This window comes from Pseudomonas sp. FEN, from assembly GCF_904067045.1.
Lineage (GTDB): Bacteria > Pseudomonadota > Gammaproteobacteria > Pseudomonadales > Pseudomonadaceae > Aquipseudomonas.
The window spans coordinates 602,880-627,456 of the sequence record NZ_CAJFDC010000036.1; the positions used below are offsets into that span (position 1 = coordinate 602,880).

The following is a 24,577-nucleotide window of genomic DNA, read 5'->3' on the forward strand; positions in this document are numbered from 1 at the left end:
GACGTCATGAGTACGAATGTAATCAGTCTGGTGTCCATCGGCGCCCACCCCACCTCCGGTCGTGCCCGTCGCGCCGAGCAGGATGCCCGGGCGGTGGAACTGGGTTTGCAACTGGCTGGGGATAACTTGCAGGTGGTGCATGCCGGCGATGTCTCGGAGCCGGCGCTGCGGGCTTACCTGGGCATGGGCCTGGACGAATTGCGGGTGCTGGAGCAACCGGCCGGGGCCGACGCGCTGCCGGTGCTGAGCGACTATCTGCGCGATGCCGGGGCCCAGCTTGTGCTCACCGGCAGCCAGGCGGAAACCGGCGAAGGTTCCGGCATGCTGCCGTTCCTGCTGGCGGAAAACCTCGGTTGGCCGCTGGTGGTGGGCCTGGCTCAGGTCGAGTCCATCGAAGGCGGCGTCGCCCATGTGTTGCAGGCCCTGCCGCGCGGGCAGCGGCGGCGCTTGAAAGTCCGCCTGCCGTTTCTCGCCACGGTGGATAACGCCGCGCCCAAGCCGCGCCAGAGTGCCTATGGCCCGGCGCAGCGCGGAGTGTTGCAGGCCGAGGAAGTGGAGGTGCTGGAGGATGAGTTATTCACCGGCGCCACGCTGCAGCCGGCCAAGCCACGGCCCAAGCGCTTGAAGGTGATCAAGGCCAAGAGTGGCGCCGATCGGATGAAAGCCGCCACGGCCAAGGCCAGTGGCGGTGGCGGGCAAGTGCTCAAGGGCGTCAGCGCCGAGGCGGGCGCCGAAGCGATCCTCAAGTTGCTGATCGAGGAAGGCGTGCTGCGCTGAAACTCACGTTCATCCATTGCGGAACCTGGGCCCTATAGCCAAGTGCGAACGTGTGGCGAGCGGGCTTGCCCGCGTTGGACCGCGAAGCGACCCTGGAGCCTGAGCACTCAGCCTGTCGGATAGACTGAGTGCATCGATTCTGCGACTGCTCCGCCGCCGAGCAGCAGCTGCACCCCACGCCGCTGGCCCTTGGGAACCCTACGGCGGCGCGGCGGCCGGCGGCGTCGGTGGTTCCACCGGCTTGGGCAGCGGCGACTCCATCACCGGTTGTTCCACCGGCGCCGGCAGTGGCTGCCAGTTCTCGTTCGCGCGTGGCACCGCCAGCGGCGGTGGGATGGCAGCGCTGGCACCGCCGCCGCTGGTCTTCATGTTCAGGTTCTGGCTGTTGCGCAGCACCATGCCCTCGGTCGAGCTGCGCGCCTCGGTGCCGCTGCCGAAGGTGCTGACCTGGGACGCCGGCAGGTCGAGGTTGCGTTCGATTCGCGGGGTGATCAGCAGGATGATCTCACTCTTGCCGGTATCGGTCTTCTTGCTGCCGAAAATCGCCTGTCCCAGCACCGGCAGGCGGCTGAGGCCGGGCAGACCGACAGCCTCTTCGGTATCGGCGGTACGGATCAGTCCCGCGACCACCTGGGTTTCGTTGTTCCGCGCGGTCAGTGTCGTGCGGGTCGAGCGTGAACCCAACTCGTAGGTCGGGGGCTGATTGGCGGTGGCTTCGTTACGCTTGGTGATATGGGTCATGTCGATCAGCATCTGCAGGCTGATCTCGTCGTTCAGGCTGATGCTCGGCTGAACCTCGATGGTCAGTCCGACGTCCTGGTAGGACACCGACGAGGTGGTCGTCAGGTTGGCGGTGGTGCTGCTGATCACCGGGATCTTGTCGCCGATCTTGACTTCGGCCTTCTCGCGGTTCTTGACGCGGATTCGCGGGTTGGCCAGGGTGACCGTATTGCCGCTGCGTTGCAGCAGGTTGATCTTGGCCTCCAGGCTGCCAACGGTGAGTTGCCGGGCACCGGCATCGGCGTCGGCGGTGCCGGGCAGCGAGATACCGATGGAACCGGGATAATTGATCCCCAGGTTGAGTTCGTCTGTCAGGCTGACCTCCATGACCTGGATATCGATGGTCACTTCCGAATCGGCCAGGTCGATAGCCTGCACCAGCTTCTCCACGGCGCTCAGGGTCTCCAGCCCGTCACGCACGATGACCGCGCTGAGCCGTTCGTCCACCAGCACTTCCTTGGGCTTGAGCAACTGCTTGATCTCGGCCGCCGCCAGTTTCGGGTCGGCATGACTGAGGTAGAAGGTACGCACCGCCAGCTCCCGGTATTCGCGCTCCTTGTCCGGACGCGAAGGGTAGATCAGCACGGTGTCGGCATTGAGCACCTTCATCTGCAGCTGATGGGTCGATAGCAGCAGGTTCAACGCATCTTCGGCGGTGGTCCGGGACGCGGAGATGCTGGCGGCGGCATTCGGGTTGACGTCCTTGTCGATGACGAAGTTGATCCCCGACAGCCGGGCGATGGTCTCGAAGATGGTGGTCAGGCTCTGGGCGCTGAAGTGCAGGCTGACCGGCTTTTTCATCGCCTCGCTCAGCTTCGGCTTGAGGCTGTCGGCACTGACCAGTGCGCGCGTCAGGCTGTCGCGCAGGTCCAGGGCTTCGCGATAGTTGGGTTGCTGCGCGATGATCTGGCGGACCAGCACCAGCGCCTCTTTCGGGTTGCTCTCGCGCAGTGCGTTCGCCCGGGCCAGTTCGGGACGCAGCCGGGAGAGGTTCTCGATCGCGCGGATCTCCTGGCTGGCGCCCAGATTGCCGGGGTCGTATTTGAGGATCTGGCGCATGGCCGCAATGGCCCCGGCATCATCGTTTCGCGCCAGTGCCGCGGCGGACTGGCGGCTGTACTGGTCGACCAACTGTTCGGTCCTGCTGAACAGGGCGGTGCGCAACTGGATATCGTCCGGGTGCTGTTTCACGGCGGCCCGCAGCACATCCACCGCGCGGCTGATGTCACCGTCCTGGCGCAACAGCTCACTCTCGTCGAGCGGCCCGTGGGACTGGCAGGCCGTCAGTCCGATCAGCAGCAGAGCCAGCCATGGCCGGATAGATTTTGACATGATCGTTCTCTTCGCTAGAGCGGTCCGTGCTCAGGGAGTGTCCAGGCGCAACGTGGTCACCTGACGTAGCGGCAAGTACGTCAGCACCACGCTGGTGTCGGTCAGTTTGTCCAGTCGATAGCCCTTGTCGAAGGTCGCTCCCGGACGGATATGCCCCTCTACCGAACAGCTCTGGCACAGGGTGTAGCGCACCCCCTGGCCCTGCAGGACGACGATTTTCGACTGACCCTGGTAGCGCCATTGCGCGCTGACGCTGAAGGGCATCGGTGGCGCTTGCGGGGCGGCAGGCTTCGTCGGCTCCACCGGCGGCGGTGGCGGTAGCCAGCTTTGGCTGGGAAACAGATCGACCACGCTCGGGGCGGGGGATGGCGCGGCGGCGTCGGTTGGCTGTTGCGGTACGGCGGTTGCCACGCGCGGTATCGCGGCGGGCGCTGGCGTGGTCGGTGGCGCGGGGGTATTCCGGTCCTGCCAGAACAACCAGCCACAGCCGAGCAGCACGGCACCGAGCAGCACGCGCAGATACAGCGGCAGCTTCACTTGAGCACCGCCAGCAGGCTGAGGCGCAGGCGAATGTCCAGTTGCGCGGTGGCGATGTCCTTGCGTTGCAGGCTCAGGCTTTCGATGCGCACCGCCGGTTGTTGCACCAGGTCGACGAGGGCCTTGTGCAAGGCCGGATAACTGCCGCTCAGCGGAATATCCAGCTCCAGCCGCCGGGTCTGGTCGTCTCCGGGGGCGGAGTACTGGAAGTCGGTTTGCAGGACCGCGAAACCGTTTTGCTGCAAGACCGACAGCAGGCTTTCCAGGCGCGGCTCGAAGCTGTCGGTGTCGGGCAGGCGCCGGACCGCCTGCGGCTCGGCGATATGCAGGTCTTGCGGGCGCTCGGCGATGCCGGCCCGGGCTTCGCGCAAACGCATGGCGCTGTCTTCGAGGCCGGGGCGGACCACGCCCAGGCGAATCACCAGGGCGGCGGCGATCAGCAGCAGCGCCACGCCGCCCCAGAACCCGAGGATGCGTTGCGCCTGTGCCAGATACCAGCGCAGCCATGCCTGGAGCTGGGCGGCGTCGGGCCACTGCCGGGGCATCGCTTTCATGGTCCGTTCACTCCCTGGGGAGCGCTGAGTTTGACCTTGACGCTCATCGGCAGCATGGGATCGCGAGTGTTGCGCGCGCTCTGCTGCAGGCTGACGCTGAGGCCGCTCTCGGTCTTGAGTTGTTCGATAAAGTGCAGGCTGCCTTCCAGGCGGCGGCTCTCGATGTCCAGGCTGAGTTCCCGGGCCGGGGTGTTGATGTCCAGCCGCAGCAACGCGACGTCCGTTGACCAGGCCCGGCCCAGGGCATCGAGCAGGGCGAAGGGCGTGGCGCTCTGGCGGGCAAAGGTCTCCAGCTGTTTTTTCTGCAGTGGAGAGGTGTGCAGGGAGGCTTGCATGAGCTGTTCCTGCTGGATCGCCAGGGCGGTGAATTGCCGTTCCAACCGCTCCGCTTCGGCTTCCCGGACCTGCAGGGCCTGCCAGTCCGCCCAGAGCGTTATCCACAGACCGAGGGCCACGGCCCCCAGCAACGCCAGCAGCCAGGGCCGGGCGCTGCTGGCGCCGCGCAGGTCGATCCGCGGTGCTCGTGGGCTTCGCCAGCGCTGGCGCAGGCTGCTGTTCATCAGGCGTGCTCCGTCAGCCAGGGATGCAACGGCCCGAGCCAGCGCCAGGACGGGCCCGGGGACGGCTCGAAGACCGCCTCGGGGGCGACTACCAGGGTCTGCTGCTCCTGTTCGTCGCACAACACATCGGCCACTCGCAAAGCGTCGGACAAGGACGTCTGTTGGCTCAGCGGCAGCACGCAGACTTGCGCCGGCATGCCCTGGTGGGCGAATACGCAGCTGAGGGCATCCGGCTCGCGGACGGCGAAGCGATAGTCTCGCGGTAACTCGTGCCAATGGCGTTGCAGGGCATCGACCAGCAACGGCGTACAGGCCTTGATAGGCAGGTGCCGAGCCTGGAACAAGGCCAAGAGGGCCTCGACCAACGCGTTGTTGACCGCCGCCGCCAGGCGCACCTGGCCGAACCGCGCCGGATCGATTGCGACCTGCCACTGGGCGGCGTCGAGATCGGTTTGCTGGCTGAACAGCGCCAGGGCGAAACCTTGCCAGTCGAGGGGGCTGTACAGGCCCTCCTGCCAGGGCAGGACCAGGTAATGCACATGGGGAAAACCCAGCAGCAGGGTGACCCGCTCCAGGTAGCTCAGCCGGCCGTGGGGGGCCTGCTCCAGCAGGGCGGCGCAGGCGGCCAGCGGGTCGCCGCGCTCGCGGCCTTGCCAGGCGGGTCCGGCGGGCCAGCGGGGATGGGCCGCCCAGCGGACTTGGTCGCGCTCCAGCAAGACCACGTGATCAATAAAGAGAAAGGACACGATGGACCTCCTGCAAGGTGGTTTGTCCGGCGGCGGCGCTCGACAACGCGATGTCGCGCATGAAGCGATGACCCGATTCCCGTGCCAGTTCACGCAGGGCGGCGGCCGAGCGGCGTTGCAGCAGGCCGTCCTTGAGGGCGTCGGTGAGACTCAGCACTTCCGCCAGCGCCAGCCGTCCGCGATAACCGGTATGGCGGCAAGCCTCGCAACCGCGCCCGATCCGGTAGTGGCCAGCGCTCGAATCGGTCGGCAGGTGAGCCAGTTGCAGCAGTTGCGCGTCAGGTTCGCTCGCCACCGCACATTCGCTGCAGACCCGTCGCAGCAGCCGCTGCGCGACCACGCCGTTGAGCGCCTCGACGAAACTGGCCGGTTCCACCTTCAGGTAGTTGAAGCGCTCCAGCACGCTGAACGCACTGTTGGCATGCACCGAGGACAGCACCAGGTGGCCGGTCAAGGCGGCTTGCACGGCGATCCCGGCGGTTTCACCGTCACGGATCTCGCCCACCAGAATGGTGTCCGGGTCGTGCCGCAGGATCGAGCGCAGGCCACGGGCGAAGGTCAGGCCCTTCTTGTCGTTCACCGGGATCTGCAGGACGCCGGGCAGTTCGTACTCCACCGGGTCTTCGATGGTGATGATTTTCTTCTCGCCGGTATTGGTCTCCGACAGGGCCGCATAGAGCGTCGTCGACTTGCCGCTGCCGGTGGGGCCGGTCACCAGCAGCATGCCGTAGGGCTCGCTGGCCAGCAGCCGGATACGGCGAATCGCGTCCTCGTCCAGCCCCAGGCTGTCGAGGCTCAGGGACTCGCCGCGCTGTGACTTGTCCAGTACCCGCAGCACCGCGTCCTCGCCGTGAATGCTGGGCATGATGGAGACCCGGAAGTCGACGTCGCGCTGCTGGATGCGCGCCTTGAAACGACCGTCCTGGGGCACCCGGCGTTCGCCGATATCCAGGCCGGAAAGCACCTTGAGCCGTGACAGCACCTGTTCGGCGGTGTCGAGCCCGGCACTCTGGCCGATCAGTTGCAGCACCCCGTCGATCCGGTACTTGATCACCAGGCCTTCGGCGGTGCTCTCGACATGGATATCGCTGGCGCGACTCTGCAAGGCGTCGAAGAGTGTCGAGTTGACCAGCCGCACCACCGGATTGTCATCGCGGGCAATGCTGCTCAGGGAGATCTCCTGGACGGCTTCGGCCACCCTCGCGTCTTCGTCGTCGCGCGCGAAAGGGTCCATCACGCGCTGGCTGGCCTCGGCCTTTTTCAGCTCGGTTTCCACGACCCCGGGCAGGCTCATCGCCAGGGTCATCGAGGCCAGCTCGGCATGAGATTGCAGCCATTGGCGGCCGCTCAGGGAAAACGGCGCGCCGAGCACCAGGTAGGCCTGGCCGTCGATCTCCACCGGCAGTGTCCGGCGGCTCAGGGCCTGGGGCAGGGAGAGGGTGTCGAAGCGCTCGTGGCCGTCGATCTGTGCGGCGCTGAGTGGCGTGAGGCCGAGGAGCGTGGCGACGTCGGCCAGGTGTTCCGGAGTGCGTTCCAGCACCTGCCGCAGGTACTCCGACAACGGGATGTTGTCTTGTCGGGCCTGTTGCTGCCATTGCTGCCTGAGTCTGTCCATCGCGCTACCCCTGGATGGAACCGGCCAGTTCGAAGATCGGCATGTACAGCAGGAACACGATCAGCCCGATCAGCCCGCCGACCACCAGCATCAGCAGCGGTTCGAAGACCTTGCTGAACAGCTCGATGGCACGCTCCAGCGCCTCGTCGTGGAACTGTGCGATACGTTCGCACATGGCGGCCAGTTCGCCGCTTTGCTCGCCCACGCGCAGCAGGCGTTCGGCAACCGGGGTGGTGAGCCGGTGGCGGGCTAGGGTGGTGGACAGCGGCTGGCCGGCGCGGATGTCGCTCAGGCTGCGGCCCAGGTCGCCCTGGCGCTCCGTCGGCAACAGCGCCCCGGCCATTTCCAGGGCCGACACGGCGGGCATCCCGCCCATCAGCAGCATGCCGGCGGTGCGGTAGAAACGCGCGAGGATAAACAGGGTCCGCTGGGCGCCGAGGCTGGGAATCTTCCACAGCCAGGCGCCGAGGCGCCGTTTGACCGCCTCGGTTCGCGCCAGCAGCACCAGGCTTGTGACCAGCACCGCCAGGCCGCCCATCAGCAGGCCGCCTTGCTGCTCCACGCGGCCGCCCCACCAGACCATGAAGCGCGCGGTCGCCGGCAGGTCGCTCATCGCGTCGAACACCGAGGCGAAGCGGGGGATTACGAAGAACAACAGGAACAGCAGGATCACGGCGCCCACGCCGAGCACTACCAGGGGGTACATCAGCGCGCTGCTGACGCGCTTCTTCACGGTTTCCAGATGGGCTTCGAAATGATGGTAGCGACGCAACGCCACCGACAGCTGGCCGCTGTGCTCGGAGGAGGCGGCGGTGGCCACCAGCAGTGTCGGAAAGATTTCCGGCTTGGCCTGCATGGCCCGGGAAAACGCGTTGCCCTGGTACATCGACTCCAGCAGCTCGCTCAAGACTTGCCGGTTGACCCCCGGCGCGGCCTTGTCGCGCAGGGTTTCCACCGATTCCACCAGCACCAGCCCGGCATCGAGCAGCACCACCAGTTCCTGGATAAACAGGTTGAGGGCGAAACGCGCGCGGCGTCCTGGCCATTGGAACGAGGTGCGCTGGCGCAGCGAGACTACTTGGGCGTCCTGCAACTGGCGGCGCGCATCGTCGATGTCGACGGCCTGCAGGCGCAGGCTGTGCAGTTGGCCCTGGCGGACGATGCGGGCGTCGAACTCCCTCATGGTCGCGTACCGTTGTGCGCGGTCTGCGTGCCGGCGCCGCGTTGGCGCAGTTCCAGCAGGCTGGCGTAGTAGCCCCATACTCGCTGGGCGTAGCGGCTGCGGTTGGCGTTGCGTTCGCTGCCGGCGCCGGCGTTGTAGGCGCCCACGGCCTGCCAGCCATAACCGAATTGCTGGACCAATTGGGCGAGAATCCAGGCGCCGGCCATGACACTGGTGCAGGGCTCGTCGAGCAGGTTTCGCTCACCGATACCGAAGGCGGCAAGGCGCCCCAGGTGACGGCTGTTGATCTGCATCAGGCCGATGTCCTGGCTGCCGTCACGGTTGTTGTTGCGCGCCTGGGGGTTCAGCCCCGATTCGACCTGGGCAATGGCGTAGAGCAACAAGGGGTCGATGTGGTAGCGCTCGCCGGCGTCCTGGAAACAGTTGGCGCAGCCGGTCCCGGCGATGAAGAGGGCGCCCAGGGCGATCAGCAGTTCGAGTGGATGGCGCATGGACAGGCCCTCCGGGTGGGTTCAAAAGCCATACACGATGTCGGCGGCGGTGCCGTCGCCGCCGGCCTTGCCATCGCGGCCCAGGGAGATGAGCTCGACTTCATGGCTGGCGCCGGGATTCTTGAAGATGTAGGGATTGTTCCAGGGATCCAGCGGTATGCTCTTGGACAGGTAGGGGCCATGCCAGCCGGATTCGCCGGCCGGCCGCTCGATCAACACGTTCAGGCCTTGAATCTCGTTGGGGTAGTGGCCGTTGTCCAGGCGATACTGGTTCAGGGCATCGGACAGGGATTTCATCTGGCCCTTGGCGGTCTGGACTTTCGCCAGCTCCAGGCGATCGAACATCTTCGGTCCGACGTAGCCGGCCAGCAGGGCGATGATCAGCAGGACCACCAATAGTTCGAGAAGGGTGAAGCCGCGTGGGGGCGGTGCAAGGCGCAGGCGTGACGCTAAACCGTTCATGGAGGCCGCTCGGCTGATGAGGCAGGGAACGCGGTTACTTCTAACCTCTTCCGGCCCTACATCAGGTGGGCACCACCGGCAGGTACACGTTGAACATGTCTCGGGGTGAATGACTGACTGTAACTTTAGTTCAATAGCCCAAGGCCAGTGCCCGGGATCTATATCTCTTGATTATAAAAACAGTATGTTTTTTGATCAGGAAATATAAAACGTACTCGAGTCGCTACAGCAGGAGATATCTCGATAACGCCGTATATGAAGTACGGCGTTATCCTCCGGGGACGAGACGGCTTATTGGACCTTGTCCCAGGCCTCCTGCCAGTGGATCCCGGTGCCCGGGGCGTAAAACCCGGCGGCGCCCGCACACCAGGGAGTATACGGCCAGGGTTTGCACTGGTAGTTAGCGCCAGCGTTGGTCACGATATCCCCGGCTTGGTAGTTCTTGCCCTCTTGGTAGGGTTCATGATTTCCACCCCCTGACTCCGGCCTTGTCGTGACGCTCACCTCTGTGTCATTACGCTTCTCATTCACATCATCGCGCACGGTCAGGAGCACCCTGGCGGTCGCGGCTTGGTCCCCGGTGGGGGCGGTGATGGTGAGGTTTTCGGCGGTGATGTCGCCATGGCTCCAGCCCTGGCCCCCGAGGATCGCCCAGGTGTAGCGCAATGGGAGGTTGTTGTAGGTGGTGGACCTGCCTGCCTTCAGGGTGAAGCGCTCACCCGCCTTGACGTCGGTGGGCCCGTCGATCACTGCCACAGGCGGACGCGCATCCACCACCGGTTCGGGGTTCTCACCGCCGTTTCCGGAGTCAACGGACATCTGTGTGGAGTTTCTATTGTCTTTCAAATAGTTATGGTTGGCGTAAATGTTTGAGGCGTTGAAAACAATCTCGTCGCCCCTTTGGGTGCCGATACGAACGATGTTCTGGTAGCTGGTCAATTGGTCCGCCAATTGTTTGCCCCACACCGCAGGCGCCTGGTTGCTTGCGTCGATGGGCAGCTTCAGGTCCACCACTTCCGTGCCCGCCCTGTCATGTCCGAAGACGCGATAGTGCACCTTATCGCCGGGTTCGGGATGGACCACGTCAGCGTCGATAAAGACCTTTTCCCTGGTCCAGGGTTGTGGCTGGGTCACACCGCCGAAGGTTATATCGCTGCAGCCGTAGAAACCCTCGCCTCTCGGGTCCTTGCGCTGCCAGCGGGTAAAGAGCACGGCGTTGCCCGAGCGCCCGGCGGGAATAGGTACGTCGAATTGAAAGAATTTCACAGCACTGATAAGCGGTGGTTGAGTCCCCCAGTCGTTACGGGCCGTAGCGTCATGTTCGCTGTAGATCAACTCCAGGTCTTTCCACTCCAAGGGGCGCGCCGCACTGTCATAGCCAGGCTTACTGAGGTACACCGTGATGAAGCCAGGTTCATGCGCTGCCGTCATGATCAAGCGCATTCTGAGCTTGCCATTGCTGTCGGGCGTCACCAGGGTCTTGGTCCATTCCGGCATGGCCAGGTTGAGGACATCCATCTCCTTGCGGTTGGCAGAGCACAGCTTTCCATCGGGCACGATTTCCTTGAGCGCCGCCTCGCCGCCGTCTGCTTCGCTCCAACGACCATTGATAAACGCCGTGACCTCATTCCACTGTTCTCCTCCCTTGATCAGTTCCCGGGCATGCCCAGGTTCTGTCACGGCCCTGCGGCAACCGTCATCCTTCATCTTATCGGGAGGCCCGTTATAGTCGTTGTAGCTACGGCACAGCGTCTGTCGTGTGACGGGGATGTCCACCGCGCCGTGGGCCCAGCCCAGCGCCGGCAGCGCCAGTAACGCCGCCAGTGCGCAACGGATAATGGATCGTGCGTAGAAATGTAAGCTGTTCATAGTTCAGTCCACGTTCAAGTTGGAAAAAACCTCCCGAACCGTTCGGGCTTTCGGTATTTCGCTCAATGACTGGCTTGATCACTCGACATGCTCACCTCCAACGTAGGTTCTACGTTCTTTTGGAAGGGCCACTCTGTCCAGGCCGGTACAGAAACTGCCACCCCTGATAACTGCCTTGCCCTGTGAAGCTCTCCTGGTGCTGGCGAAAGTTGCCTTGCTTGAGTGGCTGTCCCTCTGCCTGGCTGAACACGCCCATGATGGTTTCCCCGGGACCGGCGATGATTCCCCAATCGGCCTTCCCGCCCATGGGATCGGGGTAGACCCGGCGCAAGTAACGTTTGATCGTTGGCTGGCGGCGGTCCAGCAGCAGGTCCTCAAGATTCTTGGGATACAGTCTCTGCTGTTCGTAATACAGGCCGATGGCCCGACGGATTTCCTCGCCCTGGGCCAGCAGCTGCGCTTCGCGTTCGCGGCGCAGTTGGGTCGACCAGAGCACACCGATTTCCATCATCAGCACGGCGACGATGGCCACCGACACCAGCAGGCCCATGAACACCGAGCCTTGCTGCGGTGTCCGGACGCGCACCCCGTTACCAGGAGCCATAGTCCGTTCCGTCCATGGCCCGCCCTTCGGCACCGCTGTGCACATCGCCGAAACCGCTGTCCTCGCCGCTTTGCAGTTGCCAGGTGTCGCGCCGACCGGTGATCGGATCCCGGGGGATCTCGCGCAAGTAGCGCCCGCTGACCAGCTCTTCCAGGGCCAGCGGATTGCTGCCCTTGTCTTCGCGGTAGTGATCCAGCGCCTGGCGGATCGACACCAGGTTATGGCGCAACACGGTTTCCTGGGCCTTGGTGTGCTGGCGGAAATACTGCGGCATGACCAGGGTCATCAGCGTGGCGATGATGGCCATCACCACCAGCAGTTCGATCAGGGTAAAACCCTTGACCCTACCATTGGTTGTACGGCGTCCCATTGAGGCCCTCCCGCTGGCTGGTGGAGCTGATGTCGAAGACGTCTTCGCCTTCGGCCGGGTCCTCGGCGGTGCTTTTGTAGCTGCGCAGGCGCCAGGTTTTCTCGGCGGGTTGGTCCGGGCATTCGCAGACCGGATCGCGGGGAATGCGCCGCAGGAAGAAGATTTTCTTGCCGCCCAGGTCTTTCTTGTCGACGACGCCCTCGACCAGAGCTTCGAGGGATGGCGGGTAACCGCTGGAGGACAGGGAACTGTCGACCCGCCCGTCGTCGGTGGCTTCCTTGTAGGCGTCGATGGCACGGCGGATCTCCCGCAACGAGCGTTGCAGGTCGAGTTCACGTTCACGTTTGCCCACCAGGGCGGTCAGTGGATAGGCCACCGTGGCCAGGGTCGCCAGCAGTGCCAGGGCAAGCAGCAACTCGATCAGGGTGAAGCCGATGACGGATGGGCGGCGAGACGCTAGTGGAAATAGCGGCGGCCACATGGAGATCGCACCATCTGGATATCCTCGGGTAAATGCGTCAGGCCAAGACACCTTTACTGCAAGAACATGGCACGCTGTGGGAGAAGTGTAGTCGATAGTTCGCTGATGCCAGGCAAGCCAGCCGACCTCGACGGACATCGGTATTTATCGACAAATGTCCACAGAGGCTGTTGGCGGGTCTGTGGATAAGATGTTCGTGCATCGCTGCATCCTTTGCAAATCAATGCCTATAGCCCTTTGTACGAAAACTGATCAACCTAACTGACGGTTTTTGTTCAAGTTTTCCTGTGGATAAAAGCCTTTCCCGATGCTGCCCCGAGGCTGACTTGTTAACAAAGTCTGTTGGCGCTTTTGTGGATAAGATGTTCGCTATCCTCTGAATGCCCCGTTTTATATGGCTTGTAAGGTTCTGGTCAAAAAATAAGCAATTGTAGTTTTTTCTTCATCCGATCAGTCTGAAAGCATCATATTTCGCGGTCTTTAAGGGTTTTCCACAGAATCCCGGGTGAGTCGCCAAGTTGCGCACAAAGTCTGTTGGCCTTTCTGTGGATAAGGTGTTCGCGGTCCTCCGTAGACCTTTAAATACAAGCCCTGCAAGGATATGGTTAAAAACTGATCAATAGTTGCCAGAACCGGCCTTTCTGAATAAGTCACGGATTTTATTCAGCTTTCATTGCCCTTGCCGGTGCATAAACCACTACTTGCCCACATTTACTGTGGGTGGTTCTGTGGATAAGTTGTTCGCCAAGGTCGCCAGGCCCCGGTTCTTATAGCGCATAGCGCTATAGGTCAAATTTCATACAGTTCTAAGGGTGTTTATTGACACCCCCCGGTGCAAAGTCTTCACTCATGGCACAAGGACACAAGTTATTCGCATCCATATCAGGTTCAGGGAGAACGCTTGATGGGTCGCCAGCCATACCGCCGTTCACCAGCACTCCCCAGCTTCAATGCCGTGGCCCGAGCCAGTGCCCTGGTTCACCGGCGCGCTCATCGCCATGCCATCAATCAGCGTGCTCGCCTATAGCGCCTGACCCGGCGCTCGTGCGCCTTTCCGATGGTTCTTCGTGTGCATCCCGGCTTGTCTGGAGAACCTGCGTGCGCGTTCGCCTGTTGCATCACCGTCCGCCCCTGTAGCGGCAACCGCAGAGTTGCCCGACCTAGCCACCAGAGGAAATAACAATGACCCGGATTTCGACATCCATCAGTGAGATCAAGGAACGCTACGACGTCATCGTGATCGGTTCCGGCTACGGCGGCGGTATCGCCGCCTCGCGGCTGTCGCGTGCCGGGAAAAGTGTCTGCCTGCTGGAGCGCGGGCGCGAGATCCAGCCGGGGGAATACCCCAACACCATGGTCGCGGCGACGGAGCAGTTGCAGGTCCATGACCCGGACGGTCATATCGGCTCGCGCACCGGTTTGTTCGACCTGCACGTCAATGCCCAGCAGAACGTGGTGGTCGGTTGCGGCCTGGGCGGCACCTCGCTGATCAATGCCAACGTGTCCCTGGAGCCGGAGCCGGGCGTCTTCGATGACCCGCGCTGGCCTCAGGCGGTCCGTGAACATCGCGACACGCTGCTTGCCGAAGGCTATGCGCGGGCCCGGGAAATGCTCAAGCCCAATCCTTATCCGGCATCCGGCCCGCAACTGCCGAAGCTGGACGCCCACCGCAAGTCGGCGGATTACCTGCAAGAGAACGCGCATTTCTATACGCCGCCAATCAACGTGACCTTCGACAAACTGCCCAACAACCTCAACCATGTCGGCGTCGAACAACTGCCGTGCAACCAGTGTGGCGACTGTGTCTCGGGCTGTAACAACAAGGCCAAGAACACCACTTTGATGAACTACCTGCCGGATGCCTGGAACCACGGCGCGGAGATTTTCTGCCAGGCCGAGGTGCGGCATCTGGAGCGCGACGGCGATGGCTGGATCGTGCACTTCCAGTATCTGGACAGCGGCCGGGAAAAGTTCTCGGCACCGACGTTGTTCGTCAGGGCCAACGTAGTGGTCGTCTCCGCCGGCACCCTGGGGTCCACGGAAATCCTCCTGCGTTCGCGTGGCAAAGGCGTGTCGATGTCCGACCAGCTTGGCGAAAACATGAGCGGTAACGGCGATATCCTCGGTTTCGGCCACAACTGCGAACAGACCATCAACGGCATCGGCTTCGGTGCCCATCCGGCCAAGGAACTGCAGCCGGTCGGGCCGTGCATCACCTCGATCATCGACCTGCGTAGCGAAGGTGACTGGCGCAGCCGGATGGTGATCGAAGAAGGCTCGATCCCGGGCGCGCTGGGGAGGCCCATGGTGCCGGCGATGGCGGGTTTTGCCGAGCTGATCGGCGAGGCCACCGACAAGGGCGTCAGTGCCGAACTGCACTACAAGGCCCGCGAGGCCGAAAGCTTTCTGCGCGGCCCGTACCACGGCGCGCTGCACAATATGCAGACCTACCTGATCATGAGCCATGACGACGGCAAGGGACGCATGCTGCTGGATGACCAGGACCAGTTGCGCATCGACTGGCCAGGGGTGGGCGAACAGGAAAACTTCAAGCTCGGCAACGACCGCCTGCGCCAGTCGACCCAGGCCCTGGGCGGGGTCTGGGTACCGAATCCGATCTGGACCAAGCTGCTCAAGCACAGCATCGTCTCGGTGCATCCGCTGGGCGGCTGCGTGATGGGCGAGGACGCCACGCAGGGCGTGGTCAACCACAAGGGCCAGGTGTTCAGCGCAACCAGCGGCAGCGATGTCTATCCGGGGTTGTACGTGACCGACGGGGCGGTGATCCCGACCTCGTTGGCGGTCAATCCACTGCTGACCATCTCGGCGGTCAGCGAGCGCAACATGGGCCTGCTGGCCGCTGATCGCGGCTGGGTCATCGACTACCGCCTGCCATCGGCGCCGCGTAAACCAGTGGCGCCGCCGACCCTGGGCGTACAGTTCACGGAAACCATGAAGGGTTATTTTTCCAAGGATTTCACCCAGCCCCAGGGCACTGATCTGGCGCTTTATCAAGCGGCCGCCAAGAGCGGCGAGGCGCAGAACTCGCCCATCGAATTCACCCTGACCATCACCGCCGACGACCTCAATCGCCTGATCAAGGAGCCGGAGCATGCCGCGACCCTGGTCGGCACCCTGGATGCCCCGGCGCTTTCACCTTATCCGCTGACAGCCAGCAATGGCGTCTTCAACCTGTTCGAGCAGTACCCACAGCAGGTCGGCGTGCGCCATATGAACTACGACATGAAGCTGACCGCCGAGGATGGTCGCGACTATTACTTCAGCGCCTTCAAGACGGTGCCCGAGGACAACGGCGTGCTGAATATCTGGTCGGACACCAGTACCCTCTATGTCACCCTCTACCACGGCCCGGACAAGCGCGGCGCGGTGATCGGCTCCGGGGTCATGCATATCCAACCGGCCGACTTCGCCAAGCAGATGACCACCATGAAGGTGCTCAACGCCCGCAATGAGCGGGAACGGATCGAAGCCCTGGCGCGTTTCGGCAAGTTCTTCGCCGGGATTCTCTGGGACAGCTACGGTGGGGTGTTTGCCGGTGATATCTACTTCAATCCGGACGCGCCGCCCCGGCACAAGCGGCCGTTGGACGCGCCGGTGCCAACCGTGCATTTCTTCGAGACCGAGGACAAGGTCCAGCTACGTCTGACCCGCTACCAGGCCGGGAACAAAGGCCCGGTGATGCTGGTGCATGGCTTGGGGGTGGGCTCGACTATCTTCTCCACCGATACCCTCCAGACCAACCTGCTGGAGTACCTGTGCAAGCACGACTATGACGTCTGGCTGCTGGATTTCCGGGTCAGCATCCTGCTGCCGGCGAGCAAGCACGAGTGGAACGGCGACCAGATCGCCGAGTACGACTACAAGGCAGCCATTGCGCGGATTCGCCAGGCCACCGAGGCCCCGGACGTGCAGTGCGTGGTGCATTGCTACGGTGCGACGACCTTTTTCATGTCGCTGCTGGCGGGGCTGGAGGATGTGCGTTCGGTGGTCTGTTCGCAGATCGCCGCGGACACGGTGGTGGCCACGGCCACCGGGATCAAGGCCGGCCTGCATCTGCCAGGGATGCTCGATGCGGTGGGCATCAAGTCGCTGACCGCCTATGCCGACAGCAAGGAGAGCTGGTTCAACAAGGTCTATGACAAGGCCCTCAACGTCTATGCGCGGATCGAGGCCCAGGGCTACTGCACCAACCCGGTCTGTCACCGGATCACCTTCATGTATGCCTCGCTGTACCGCCACGACACCCTCAATGAAACCTTGCACGACAACCTGCACGAGCTGTTCGGTGAGTCGAATATCCAGACCTTCGAGCACCTGGCGCTGATCTGCCGCAAGGGGCATCTGGTGGACTTCAAGGGCAACGACGTCTACATGCCGCACTTCAACCGGCTGCGGTTGCCGATCTGCTTTATCAGCGGCGCCGACAACCAATGCTACCTGCCGGAAAGCACCGAGAAGACCTACGACCGCCTGGTGGCGTTGCATGGTCCTGAGTTGTTCAGTCGCCATGTGGTGCCGGGCTACGGTCATATCGACTGCATGTTCGGTAAGAACGCGGTGGTCGATGTGTATCCGATCATCCTTGAGCACCTGGAGAAAACCGCGCTGGGTTGATGGGCCAGCATTCGTGGCGAGGGCCTTGTTGTGGTTGTGGCGAGCGGGCTTGCCCGCGCTGGGGCGCGAAGCGGCCCTAAAAGCTGCAATCGCGTTTTGCCTGACAGAGCGGCGGCGTGGGTTTTGCGGCTGCTTCGCAGCCGAGCGCGGGCAAGCCCGCTCGCCACAATAAACCTGTCGGCCACAAGAAACCCGGCGGCCTCAAGAAAGGTGCTCGTGCATAACAGGGAAGGGTGATATGGACAATTACATCCGCTGGTTTCAACGCTTTATCTGGCTCGGCATCGTGATGAACATGCTGTTCGCACTGCCGGCGCTGTTCGCTCCGGCACTGCTGACCTCGGTGGTCGGCCTGCCGCCGGTGCTGTCGGACCCCTGGCTGGAAAATGCCGGCATGTTGCTGGTGGGTATCAGCCTGTTCTACATGCCTTCGGGCTTCAACGCCCGACGCTTTGTGATTCACTCCTGGTTATGCGTATTGAGCCGGTTGGTCGCCGTGGCGTTCTGGATCTATCTGATCCAGACCAGCAATACCCCTTCGGTGTTCGTGCCCATGCTCTATGGCGACCTGAGCATGTTCCTGCTCTTGGGGGTCACGCTCTACATGGGCAGCACGCCGGCCGCCCGGCCCTGGGCCTTGCTGGTCGACGGCTGGCACGCCTGGTGTCACGGTTGGGAGGTGCGCTGGCAGCGCCATGGTTTCCGTGTCGGCTTGCTGATCGTCCTGCTGGTGCTGGGCTTTGTCGGCTACGAAACCTGGTACAACATGCTGCGGGTGGTGCCCGAGGAGCAATTCGCTTCCGACGAGGACCACTTCAAGTACGCCGCCATCGGCCTGGGCATCGAGGCACGGATTCCCTACTACCTGTTTTCCGTATTGCCGCAGATGTGTCCGGAAAAAATGCCCAAGCCTGGTGGTTGGGAGGCGTTCGGTTTTCTCTTTGAAAACGGTCGCGACCTGCCCATCGGCATGGCCAAGCGGCAGATCGGCTACCCGACCGTGGAGCCCAACTGCGCCTTGTGTCATACCGGCTCCTACCGGGCCTCGGCGAACGATGTCGCCAAGCCGGTCGCCACCGCGCCGGCCAACACCCTGCAACTGCAAGCGTTCCAATGGTTCGCCTATGATTGTGCCAGCGACCCGAAATTCACCACCGATGCGGTAATGACGGCGATCAACGCCAAGTTCCAGCTGGGCTTTTTCGAACGCCTGTACAACCGCTACCTGATCATCCCCATGGCCAAGAGCGCGCTGCTCAAGCAGAAGCAGGCCTACGCCTGGCAGAAACTGCGGCCGGAACAAGGACCGGGGCGTACCGATACCTTCAACCCGACCAAGATGGTGGTTTTCGGCTTCCCGGATGATTCGACCATCGGCACCGTCGACCTGCCGCAGATCTGGAACCAGAAGCCGCGAGAGTCGCTGTACCTGCATTGGGACGGCAACAACAACGATATCCACGAGCGCAACTACGCCGCCGCCATGGCGGTGGGCGCGACACCGCAGTCGGTGCTGCCGGCCAGTTTCAATCGGGTCACCAACTGGTTGCTCGGCACCAAGCCGCCGGCCTGGCCGTTCGCCCTGGATCCGGCGCGGGTGGCCCAGGGCAAGCCGCTCTGGGACAACAACTGCGCGGGTTGCCATGAGTTCGGCAAGGCCGACACCGGCCAGGTCACCACCAATATCGACCAATTGGGTACCGATCCGCACCGGCTGAACTCCTTCACCAGCGGACTGGTGCAAGCCTTCCATGGCTTCAAGAAGCCACCGTTCGACTTCAATGCCTACCGCAAGACCCAGAGCTACAGCAACACCCCCACCGATGGTATCTGGATGCGCGCGCCGTATCTGCACAACGGGTCGGTGCCGAGCCTGTGGGACTTGTTGCAGACAGCGGATAAACGTCCGCAGGTGTTCAACACCGGCTCGGATGTCTACGACCCGGTCAAGGTCGGCTTCGTCACCAGCGGCCCGCTGGTCCAGGCGCCGAGTTACTTCAGATACGACACTCGCCTGGAGGGCAATCACAACAGTGGACACCTGTATGGGACCCAACTGACCGACGCCGAGAAATGGGCGCTGATCGAATTCATGAAGACGTTGTAGGGAGACAGCTATGAATTTGCCTCATCTGGAACATGAACTTGCGAAACTCCGCGTCCGCCTCAATGGCTTGAAGGCCCGGCTGGAGCTGTCCTGGAAAAAACTCATCAGCGAGATCGAGCCCGAGGAGTTCCAGGCCATCCAGTTGTTGCTGCAACGTGGACATGACCAGGCCCAATACGTGCTGGAGCACGGCGAACTGCCAACCGACCAGCCCTCGGTGCCGTGGGAGCTGTCCCATGGCCTGTCGATCCTGCATATGGGCAGTGCCAAGGCCTTGCCGACAACGGAAGCACAATTACCGACCCGGGTCCTCAAGGACGGCACGCTGCTGGGCTGTCGTAAATGGGAGCTGCTGGACCTGTTGTGGAGCGAGGCGCTGATCAAGTGGATCGAGAACCTGCGACACCACGCGCCGTTCGGTACCACGCCGATGGTGATGATGATCGACAACGACGTGACCCTGGCGATTGCCGGCGATTGGGGCACGGGGCCGTTCGACAGCCATGCCCCGGCGGTCAGCGTCGCCAACCAGATGCAGTTGGCCCAGGCCGATTTCACCATTCACCTGGGCGATGTTTACTACGCCGGCACCGGCTCCCAGGAGAATGTCGACATGGCCGGCTGGCCGATGGGCAAGCATGGCGCCTTCAGCCTCAACTCCAATCACGAGATGTATAGCGGCGCCCATGGTTATTTCGCGGAGCTCAACTCACGCTTCCCGGTGCAGCAGGGCACCAGCTACTTCGCCTTGTATAACGATGACTGGCTGATTGTCGGGCTGGATTCGGCCTATGCCTCCAAACCGCTCGATCTTTATATGGATGGCGCTCTGAACCAGCAGCAGATCGACTGGATGCGGAGCCTGCCCAAACGCAAGAAGCTGATGGTGCTCAGTCATCATCAGGGCTTCGATATCGCCGGGCAACACAAGACCGAGCTGTATCAGCCGGTGTGTGATGCCTTGGGGCGCGTGCCGGACTACTGGTATTGGGGGCACCTGCACAACGGCATCGTCTATGCCGAGCAGGGCGGGTTGCGGGCCCGCTGTGCCGGGCACGGGGCGATTCCCTATGGCGTGACCAGCGAGCTGGACGGCAATGAGCGTGTGTTGTTTTCCGAAACGAAGAATGCCGGGGACGACGAATACCCGGAGCGGGTGCTCAATGGTTATGCGAAGGTGCGCTTGAGCGGGGAGAACATCATTGAGGCGTTCATTGGCGAGGATGGCTCGGTGCGGTGGTCGTCTCACGGGTAATTCGGTGGTGACTGTACTGACGTCTTCGCGGGCAAGCACCGCTCCCACAAGTTCTCGGCTCGGCCACATACCTGTGGCATAACGGAGATCCTGTGGGAGCGGTGCTTGCCCGCGAAGCTTCTAGCGTTTAGCCCTGCACTGGCACGCCCTTGAGGTAAGACGCAGGCTCGGCCCCCAGGTTGCTCAGCATCCGCTCGCTGTACCAATCGACGAAGTTGACCACGCCGAACTCGTAGGTCTTCGAGTACGGACCTGGCTGATAGGCCGTGGAGTTGATCCCGCGCTGGTTTTCTTCGGCCAGGCGACGGTCCTGGTCGTTGGTCGCATCCCAGACTTCACGCATGCGCGCCACGTCATAGTCCACGCCTTCGACCGCATCCTTGTGCACCAGCCACTTGGTGGTGACCATGGTTTCCTGGGCGCTGATCGGCCACACGGTGAACACGATGATGTGGTCGCCCATGCAGTGGTTCCATGAGTGCGGCAGGTGCAGGATGCGCATCGAACCCAGGTCCGGGTTCTTGATCCGGCCCATCAGCTTCTTGCAACCCTGCTTGCCGTCCATGGTCATGGATACGGTGCCCTTGAGCAGCGGCATGCGCACGATCCGGTTACGCAGGCCGAAGCTGGCATGAGCGTAAGGAATCTTCTCGGCTTCCCAGGCGGCGGCGGAGGCGGCCACATGGTCCTTGAACGCCTGGTCGGCGCGCGGATCGGTGACGTCGTCCCACTCCAGCAGGGTTTTCAGCAGTTCCGGGTGGGCACCGCCGCAGTGGTAGCACTCGCGGTTGTTCTCCAGCACGAGCTTCCAGTTGGCCTTCTCCATCAAGGTGGTTTGCACCGCCACCTTGGTGTTTTCCATGTCGTAGGGTTCCATGTAGTGATTCAGGGTGGCCAGGAACTCGTCGATCGGCGGCGGGTTTTCCGCCAGGCTGATGAAGATGTAGCCGCCGGAGGTCTTCACGTTCACCGGCTTGAGGCCGTATTGCTTCATGTCGAAGTCGGCGCCCATCTCGGTGCCGGCGAACAGCAGGCGACCGTCCAGCTCATAGGTCCACTGGTGGTAGTGGCAGACCAGCTTGGCGACCTTGCCCTTGTCGCTGGTGCACAGCCGCGAACCACGGTGACGGCAGACGTTGTGGAAGGCATGGACCACGCCATCGGCACCGCGAATCACGATGATCGGGTTCTTGCCGACCTGCAGGGTCAGGTAATTGCCCTTGGTCGGGATTTCGCAGGTCATGCCGGCGATCAACCACTCTTTCTGAAAGATTTCCTGCATATCGATTTCGAACAGCCGTTCATCGGAGTAGAACGGTTGTGGCAGGGAGAAGGTGCGCTCGCGCTCTTGCAGCATTTGCGCGGTGGCCTTGCGTGCGGGTTCCAGCGGATCGCCCAAGCTCAGGGTTGCGGTGACGTCCATCGATTTAGTCCTCATGGCCATGTGGTGTGGCCGGCGAATAGTGGCTAGGTGGCCGGCGTAGCGGGTTTTGACGAGGTGACTGCGGCGCCTGAAGTCCTGATCCTGCGTTGCCGCTTCTCGCCATAGCGGGCTATGACTCGGCGCGGCGCCTTGGCTCAGAACTTCATGCATCCCCAGTCACCTCGTCAAAACCCGCTACGCCGGCCACACGGTTGGCACGCAAGTACGGAAATACAGTGGATCATTTGCGATGGAGTGTGCGGCTGGCAGCGACATGAACCTTATCCATGGGCGACATGGCCGAATCCGTTCCCGACGCGCAAGCCCCGGTCGTTGCGGGCTGGTCGCGATAAGCATGCCAATGTCGCGGATAGGTAAATGGTCGCTTCGGCCCTTGCGCAGAATCGCCAATATAGAGCCGACAGTCGGCGGTGGAGAACAATATGTCGAACAACTTCCTGAATCCGGTAACGACCCAGACCTGGGCCAATGGTCGGCATATCGTGCGCTGCGTCAAGGTCATCCAGGAAACCTGGGATGTGCGCACCTTCTGCTTCATGGCCGACCAGCCGATCCTGTTCTTTTTCAAGCCCGGGCAGTTCGTCACCCTGGAGCTGGAGATCGAAGGCGAGCCGATCATGCGCTCGTACACCATTTCCAGCTCGCCGTCGGTGCCCTACAGCTTTTCCGTGACCATCAAGCGCGTGCCGGGCGGCAGGGTTTCCAACTGGTTGCACGACACCCTGCACGAAGGCCAGGAGCTGGCGGTGCACGGGCCGGTGGGGTTGTTCAACGCCATCGACTTCCCGAGCCCGAAGGTGCTGTACCTGAGCGGCGGCGTCGGCATCACTCCGGTGATGTCCATGGCCCGCTGGTTCTACGACACCAACGGCAATGTCGACATGGTGTTTATCCACAGCGCCCGTTCGCCCAAGGACATCATCTATCACCGCGAGCTGGAGCACATGGCCTCGCGGATCGACAACTTCAGCCTGCACCTGATTTGTGAGAAACATGGCCTGGGCGAGCCCTGGGCCGGCTATCGCGGTTACCTGAACCACAAGATGCTGGAGCTGATGGCCCCCGACTTCCTTGAGCGCGAAGTGTTCTGCTGCGGCCCGACGCCGTATATGAATGCGGTGAAGCGTTTGTTGGAAGCGGCCGGGTTCGACATGAGCCGTTATCACGAGGAATCGTTTGGCGCGACGCCGCCGGAGGCCCGTGCTGATGCGGTGGAGCAGGCCGAACAGGCCGCCGAGGCGCCGGAAGTGGATGCTGCGGACCTGCACCAGGTGGAGTTCACCGCCACCGGCAAGAGCATCCGCGTGGCGCCGGGGGAAACCGTGCATGCGGCGGCGGCCAAGCTTGGCCTGATGATTCCCAAGGCCTGCGGCATGGGCATCTGCGGCACCTGCAAGGTGTTGAAGCTGGGTGGCGAAGTGGAGATGGAGCACAACGGCGGGATCACCGACGACGATGTGGCCGAGGGTTATATCCTGTCGTGCTGCAGCGTGCCGAAGGGTGATGTGCGGATCGAGTACTGACAGAAAGACCGCGGTCTCTTTGTGATGAGAGGTTCGCTGGCTCTACGCGATCTTTTTGTGATGAGAGGTTCGCTGGCTCTACGCGGTCTCTTTGTGATGAGAGGTTCGCTGGCTCTACGCGGTCTTTTTGTGATGAGAGGTTCGCTGGCTCTACGCGGTCTTTTTGTGATGAGAGGTTCGCCGGCTCTACGCGGTCTCTTTGTGGCGAGGGGGCTTGCCCCCGTTGGGCTGCGAAGCAGCCCCAAACCCTGAAAGCGCGGTCAGCCTGACACACCGCATTTGCTGATTTTACGACTGCCGCGCAGCCGAGCGGGGGCAAGCCCCCTCGCCACAAGGGGGGATCCGCAGCTTCGAGGTTTTACAGACTAAAACGCGCCACCATGCTGTTCAGGTCCACCGCCAGGCGCGACAGCTCGCTGCTCGCCGCGCTGGTCTGGTTTGCCCCGGTCGCCGATTGCACCGACAAATCGCGGATATTCACCAGGTTGCGGTCCACCTCGCGAGCCACCTGAGCCTGCTCTTCCGCCGCGCTGGCGATCACCAGGTTGCGCTCGTTGATCTCGACGATCGCGGTGTTGATGGTCTCCAGCGCCAGGCCCGCGCCCTTGGCGATATTCAGGGTCGATTCAGCCCGATCAGTGCTGTTGCGCATCGAGTCCACCGCCTGTTCGGTGCCACCCTGGATGCTGCCGATCATCCGTTCGATTTCGCTGGTGGACTGCTGGGTGCGGTGCGCCAAGGCTCGAACCTCGTCCGCCACCACGGCAAAACCGCGACCGGCTTCCCCGGCCCGGGCCGCTTCAATCGCCGCGTTCAGGGCCAGCAGGTTGGTCTGGTCGGCCAGCCCGCGAATCACGTCCAGCACCTTGCCGATGTCCTGGGACTCCTTGGCCAGGTTGCCGATCAACGTCGCGGTGCTCTGCACGTCGCTGCTCATGCGCTCGATGGCGCCGACGGTTTCCTGTACCAGGTCACGACCGTCGCCCGCCGAGGCGGTAGCGTTCTTCGAGGCTTCGGAGGTGCTCACGGCATTGCGCGCGACTTCTTCCACGGCGCTGGTCATTTCATTGACGGCGGTGGCGGCCTGCTCGATCTCGTTGTTCTGCCGCACCAGACCCCGGGCGCTTTCGTCGGTGACTGTGTTCAGCTCTTCCGCCGCCGAAGCCAACTGGGTGGCGGAGCCGGAAATGCGTTGCAGGGTGTCGCGCAGTTTCTGCTGCATCTTGACCATGGCCTGCAACAGGCGCCCGGC

General features: G+C 62.7%; 20 protein-coding genes. 5 read left to right on the forward strand and 15 right to left on the reverse strand.

The window, feature by feature from the left end; genetic code table 11:
• Nucleotides 1-6 precede the first annotated feature (6 nt).
• Entirely contained in the window at nucleotides 7-777 is a 771-nt protein-coding gene (locus PFEN_RS26390) for an electron transfer flavoprotein subunit beta (RefSeq protein WP_191489539.1), read from the forward strand.
• 198 nt (nucleotides 778-975) lie between these two features.
• Here PFEN_RS26390 and PFEN_RS26395 read toward each other — a convergent pair whose 3' ends face one another.
• The 13 genes from PFEN_RS26395 to PFEN_RS26455 all read right to left on the reverse strand — a co-directional run bounded on the left by PFEN_RS26395 (nucleotide 976) and on the right by PFEN_RS26455 (nucleotide 12,361).
• Nucleotides 976-2,889: a secretin and TonB N-terminal domain-containing protein gene (locus PFEN_RS26395; RefSeq protein WP_191489540.1), complete on the reverse strand. Its 1,914-nt coding sequence runs from the start codon at nucleotides 2,887-2,889 to the stop codon at nucleotides 976-978.
• Nucleotides 2,890-2,919: 30 nt separating this feature from the next.
• Nucleotides 2,920-3,426: a hypothetical protein gene (locus PFEN_RS26400; protein ID WP_191489541.1), complete on the reverse strand. Its 507-nt coding sequence runs from the start codon at nucleotides 3,424-3,426 to the stop codon at nucleotides 2,920-2,922.
• The gene (locus PFEN_RS26405) at nucleotides 3,423-3,980 is read right to left on the reverse strand and encodes a GspMb/PilO family protein (RefSeq protein WP_191489542.1); all 558 of its coding nucleotides are present in this window, start codon (nucleotides 3,978-3,980) and stop codon (nucleotides 3,423-3,425) included. The genes PFEN_RS26400 and PFEN_RS26405 overlap by 4 nt, the downstream gene beginning before the upstream one ends.
• The gene (locus PFEN_RS26410) at nucleotides 3,977-4,540 is read right to left on the reverse strand and encodes a hypothetical protein (RefSeq protein ID WP_191489543.1); all 564 of its coding nucleotides are present in this window, start codon (nucleotides 4,538-4,540) and stop codon (nucleotides 3,977-3,979) included. The genes PFEN_RS26405 and PFEN_RS26410 overlap by 4 nt, the downstream gene beginning before the upstream one ends.
• Nucleotides 4,540-5,286, reverse strand: coding sequence for a hypothetical protein (locus PFEN_RS26415; protein ID WP_224771075.1), 747 nt, complete (start codon nucleotides 5,284-5,286; stop codon nucleotides 4,540-4,542). Before PFEN_RS26415 ends, PFEN_RS26410 begins: the two co-directional genes overlap by 1 nt.
• The gene (locus tag PFEN_RS26420) at nucleotides 5,267-6,901 is read right to left on the reverse strand and encodes a GspE/PulE family protein (protein ID WP_191489544.1); all 1,635 of its coding nucleotides are present in this window, start codon (nucleotides 6,899-6,901) and stop codon (nucleotides 5,267-5,269) included. Before PFEN_RS26420 ends, PFEN_RS26415 begins: the two co-directional genes overlap by 20 nt.
• Nucleotides 6,902-6,905: 4 nt before the next feature.
• Complete coding sequence (locus PFEN_RS26425) at nucleotides 6,906-8,084, reverse strand: type II secretion system F family protein (protein ID WP_191489545.1); 1,179 nt, start codon at nucleotides 8,082-8,084, stop codon at nucleotides 6,906-6,908.
• Nucleotides 8,081-8,575: a lytic transglycosylase domain-containing protein gene (locus tag PFEN_RS26430; protein ID WP_191489546.1), complete on the reverse strand. Its 495-nt coding sequence runs from the start codon at nucleotides 8,573-8,575 to the stop codon at nucleotides 8,081-8,083. Before PFEN_RS26430 ends, PFEN_RS26425 begins: the two co-directional genes overlap by 4 nt.
• 21 nt (nucleotides 8,576-8,596) lie before the next feature.
• Nucleotides 8,597-9,037 carry a type II secretion system major pseudopilin GspG gene (gspG, locus tag PFEN_RS26435; RefSeq protein ID WP_191489547.1) on the reverse strand — a complete coding sequence of 147 codons (441 nt, stop codon included), beginning with the start codon at nucleotides 9,035-9,037 and terminating at the stop codon, nucleotides 8,597-8,599.
• 291 nt (nucleotides 9,038-9,328) lie between these two features.
• Nucleotides 9,329-10,906, reverse strand: coding sequence for a lytic polysaccharide monooxygenase (locus PFEN_RS26440; RefSeq protein WP_191489548.1), 1,578 nt, complete (start codon nucleotides 10,904-10,906; stop codon nucleotides 9,329-9,331).
• A 109-nt stretch (nucleotides 10,907-11,015) separates the two neighbouring features.
• Nucleotides 11,016-11,456 carry a type II secretion system protein gene (locus PFEN_RS26445; protein ID WP_191490263.1) on the reverse strand — a complete coding sequence of 147 codons (441 nt, stop codon included), beginning with the start codon at nucleotides 11,454-11,456 and terminating at the stop codon, nucleotides 11,016-11,018.
• Between the two features lie 40 nt (nucleotides 11,457-11,496).
• Complete coding sequence (locus PFEN_RS26450) at nucleotides 11,497-11,880, reverse strand: type II secretion system protein (RefSeq protein ID WP_191489549.1); 384 nt, start codon at nucleotides 11,878-11,880, stop codon at nucleotides 11,497-11,499.
• Complete coding sequence (locus tag PFEN_RS26455) at nucleotides 11,855-12,361, reverse strand: prepilin-type N-terminal cleavage/methylation domain-containing protein (protein WP_191489550.1); 507 nt, start codon at nucleotides 12,359-12,361, stop codon at nucleotides 11,855-11,857. The genes PFEN_RS26450 and PFEN_RS26455 overlap by 26 nt, the downstream gene beginning before the upstream one ends.
• 1,182 nt (nucleotides 12,362-13,543) lie before the next feature.
• Here PFEN_RS26455 and PFEN_RS26460 point away from each other — a divergent pair.
• The 3 genes from PFEN_RS26460 to PFEN_RS26470 all read left to right on the forward strand — a co-directional run bounded on the left by PFEN_RS26460 (nucleotide 13,544) and on the right by PFEN_RS26470 (nucleotide 20,358).
• Nucleotides 13,544-16,996: a GMC family oxidoreductase N-terminal domain-containing protein gene (locus tag PFEN_RS26460; protein WP_191489551.1), complete on the forward strand. Its 3,453-nt coding sequence runs from the start codon at nucleotides 13,544-13,546 to the stop codon at nucleotides 16,994-16,996.
• Nucleotides 16,997-17,234: 238 nt separating this feature from the next.
• Nucleotides 17,235-19,103 (forward strand): hypothetical protein, encoded by a 1,869-nt coding sequence (locus PFEN_RS26465; protein ID WP_191489552.1) that lies wholly within the window; start codon nucleotides 17,235-17,237, stop codon nucleotides 19,101-19,103.
• Nucleotides 19,104-19,113: 10 nt separating this feature from the next.
• Entirely contained in the window at nucleotides 19,114-20,358 is a 1,245-nt protein-coding gene (locus PFEN_RS26470) for a metallophosphoesterase family protein (RefSeq protein WP_191489553.1), read from the forward strand.
• A 127-nt stretch (nucleotides 20,359-20,485) separates the two neighbouring features.
• On the opposite strand, the gene gbcA is transcribed toward PFEN_RS26470, so the two are convergent.
• On the reverse strand, nucleotides 20,486-21,781 hold the full coding sequence (gene gbcA, locus PFEN_RS26475; RefSeq protein ID WP_191489554.1) for a glycine-betaine demethylase subunit GbcA: 1,296 nt from the start codon (nucleotides 21,779-21,781) through the stop codon (nucleotides 20,486-20,488).
• 443 nt (nucleotides 21,782-22,224) lie between these two features.
• Here gbcA and gbcB point away from each other — a divergent pair, with 443 nt between their 5' ends.
• The gene (gene gbcB / locus PFEN_RS26480) at nucleotides 22,225-23,325 is read left to right on the forward strand and encodes a glycine-betaine demethylase subunit GbcB (protein WP_191489555.1); all 1,101 of its coding nucleotides are present in this window, start codon (nucleotides 22,225-22,227) and stop codon (nucleotides 23,323-23,325) included.
• Nucleotides 23,326-23,683: 358 nt separating this feature from the next.
• Here the strand turns inward: gbcB and PFEN_RS31685 are convergent, their stop codons facing one another.
• The gene (locus PFEN_RS31685; RefSeq protein ID WP_412071492.1) at nucleotides 23,684-24,556 is read right to left on the reverse strand and encodes a methyl-accepting chemotaxis protein; all 873 of its coding nucleotides are present in this window, start codon (nucleotides 24,554-24,556) and stop codon (nucleotides 23,684-23,686) included.
• Between the last annotated feature and the right edge of the window lie 21 nt (nucleotides 24,557-24,577).

What these genes read in the sequence shown, in the direction of transcription:
- PFEN_RS26390 (WP_191489539.1), top strand. Translation starts at nt 7, where the DNA reads ATGAGTACGAATGTAATCAGTCTGGTGTCCATCGGCGCCCACCCCACC.
- PFEN_RS26395 (WP_191489540.1), bottom strand. Translation starts at nt 2,889, where the DNA reads ATGTCAAAATCTATCCGGCCATGGCTGGCTCTGCTGCTGATCGGACTG.
- PFEN_RS26405 (WP_191489542.1), bottom strand. Translation starts at nt 3,980, where the DNA reads ATGAAAGCGATGCCCCGGCAGTGGCCCGACGCCGCCCAGCTCCAGGCA.
- PFEN_RS26410 (WP_191489543.1), bottom strand. Translation starts at nt 4,540, where the DNA reads ATGAACAGCAGCCTGCGCCAGCGCTGGCGAAGCCCACGAGCACCGCGG.
- PFEN_RS26420 (WP_191489544.1), bottom strand. Translation starts at nt 6,901, where the DNA reads ATGGACAGACTCAGGCAGCAATGGCAGCAACAGGCCCGACAAGACAAC.
- PFEN_RS26425 (WP_191489545.1), bottom strand. Translation starts at nt 8,084, where the DNA reads ATGAGGGAGTTCGACGCCCGCATCGTCCGCCAGGGCCAACTGCACAGC.
- PFEN_RS26430 (WP_191489546.1), bottom strand. Translation starts at nt 8,575, where the DNA reads ATGCGCCATCCACTCGAACTGCTGATCGCCCTGGGCGCCCTCTTCATC.
- gspG (WP_191489547.1), bottom strand. Translation starts at nt 9,037, where the DNA reads ATGAACGGTTTAGCGTCACGCCTGCGCCTTGCACCGCCCCCACGCGGC.
- PFEN_RS26440 (WP_191489548.1), bottom strand. Translation starts at nt 10,906, where the DNA reads ATGAACAGCTTACATTTCTACGCACGATCCATTATCCGTTGCGCACTG.
- PFEN_RS26445 (WP_191490263.1), bottom strand. Translation starts at nt 11,456, where the DNA reads ATGGGCCTGCTGGTGTCGGTGGCCATCGTCGCCGTGCTGATGATGGAA.
- PFEN_RS26450 (WP_191489549.1), bottom strand. Translation starts at nt 11,880, where the DNA reads ATGGGACGCCGTACAACCAATGGTAGGGTCAAGGGTTTTACCCTGATC.
- PFEN_RS26455 (WP_191489550.1), bottom strand. Translation starts at nt 12,361, where the DNA reads ATGTGGCCGCCGCTATTTCCACTAGCGTCTCGCCGCCCATCCGTCATC.
- PFEN_RS26460 (WP_191489551.1), top strand. Translation starts at nt 13,544, where the DNA reads ATGACCCGGATTTCGACATCCATCAGTGAGATCAAGGAACGCTACGAC.
- PFEN_RS26465 (WP_191489552.1), top strand. Translation starts at nt 17,235, where the DNA reads ATGGACAATTACATCCGCTGGTTTCAACGCTTTATCTGGCTCGGCATC.
- PFEN_RS26470 (WP_191489553.1), top strand. Translation starts at nt 19,114, where the DNA reads ATGAATTTGCCTCATCTGGAACATGAACTTGCGAAACTCCGCGTCCGC.
- gbcA (WP_191489554.1), bottom strand. Translation starts at nt 21,781, where the DNA reads ATGGACGTCACCGCAACCCTGAGCTTGGGCGATCCGCTGGAACCCGCA.
- gbcB (WP_191489555.1), top strand. Translation starts at nt 22,225, where the DNA reads ATGTCGAACAACTTCCTGAATCCGGTAACGACCCAGACCTGGGCCAAT.
- PFEN_RS31685 (WP_412071492.1), bottom strand. Translation starts at nt 24,556, where the DNA reads ATGGTCAAGATGCAGCAGAAACTGCGCGACACCCTGCAACGCATTTCC.